This is a genomic window from Paenibacillus ehimensis NBRC 15659, from assembly GCF_004000785.1.
GTDB classification, from domain to species: domain Bacteria; phylum Bacillota; class Bacilli; order Paenibacillales; family NBRC-103111; genus Paenibacillus_G; species Paenibacillus_G ehimensis.
The window spans coordinates 1-1,550 of sequence record NZ_BILX01000183.1; the positions used below are offsets into that span (position 1 = coordinate 1).

Genomic DNA, 1,550 nt, shown 5'->3' on the forward strand with positions numbered 1-1,550 from the left:
CCTGAGGCGTCGCAATTCGGATCGCCGATAGGGTGGTTTGCGGATCGGCGACAATCGCATCGATGAGCCGGATCAGATGCTCGGCCATCCGTTCTACGGTCTCGCGCTTAAAAAGCGCAGTGGCGTATTCGAAGCCGCAGCCGATCGTCTCCCCTTCCTCGGATGCGTGAAGAGTCAGGTCGAACTTCGACACCGTATGCTCCTGCGGATAAGGAGCCAAGTGCAGCCCGTCGATCCGCTGCTCCTTTTGCTCCGTATTTTGAAGCACGAACAACGTGTCGAACAGCGGATTGCGGCTCATATCTCTCGGGACGTCGAGCTTTTCTACGAGTTCTTCAAACGCGTAGTCCTGGTTTTCGTAAGCCTGCAGCGCCTTTTCTCTCACGTCCTGCAAATAATCGAGAAACGTCTTGTCCCCTGCCGGGTAATTGCGGATCGCCAAAGTGTTGACGAACATGCCGATCAAGCCGCCCAAGTCCGCGTGCGGACGCCCCGCAATCGGTGTGCCGACGACGATGTCCTCCTGGCCGCTGTATTTGCCGAGCAATGCGGTATACGCCGCAAGCAGCACCATGTACAGCGTCGTTCCGCTTTGCGCCGCGAGTCTCCGGAGTCCCTCGCTTCGTCCGCGGTCCAGGACAAACTCATATACGCTGCCGCTAAAGCTTCGTACTGCAGGACGCGCGTAATCGGTCGGCAGGTCTGGCACGGGCAGGTCCCCGGAGAATACGTCCAGCCAGTAGTTCTCCTGCCGGCGATGCCGTTCGCTTTGTTTTTGCCCCTGCTGCCAAACGGCATAATCCTTATATTGAATCGGGAGCGGCGGCAATTCCTCCCGGCCGTACAGCCGGACAAACTCTTGCACGAGAACGCCCATGGACGTTCCGTCGGAAATAATATGATGCATGTCGAACATCAAAATATGCCGATCCTGCCCGGTTTCGATCAGCCCGGCCCGGAACAAGGGAGCTTGCGCCAGATCGAACGGGCGCACGAACCGTTGCACGAGCCCGGCTGCTTCCTCTTCTCCGGCCTGCATGAACTCCATGGAAAAACGGACGTCCGGATGCACCCGCTGAGCCGGCTCTCCGTTTACCGTGTCAAAGCTGGTGCGAAGGGTTTCATGACGCGCAATCAGACGGCGGAACGCTTCCTCCATCCGGGCCCGGTCGAGCGGCCCTTCCAGCTTCATCACGCCCGGCATATTGTAGCTTAGGCCGGCGCCGGAGAACTGCTGCAGCAGGTACATCCGTTTTTGAGCCGAGGATACCGGATAATAGTCGCTCTCGGCGGCAACCGATATCGAAGCGTACGCGGTTTGTTCCATCGCTTCGATCACTTGGGCAAGCTGTTCGATGGTCGGGTGCTGGAACACATCCCGAAGCTGCACGTTCTTCTGCAATTCTTTTTGGATGATGGCCACCAAATTGGTCGCCCGTAATGAATGCCCTCCAAGGTCGAAGAAATTATCTTTGACCCCTACAACCGAAAGCTCCAGCACGTCTTTCCAAATGTGTGCCAATTGCGCTTCCAGCATCGTCCGCGGAGCC

General features: G+C 57.7%; 1 protein-coding gene. It reads right to left on the reverse strand.

Features of this window, described 5'->3' with window-relative positions:
* Nucleotides 1–1,550 (reverse strand): condensation domain-containing protein (locus PEH01S_RS34225; protein WP_246063157.1); only part of this gene is annotated, 1,550 nt, incomplete at both ends.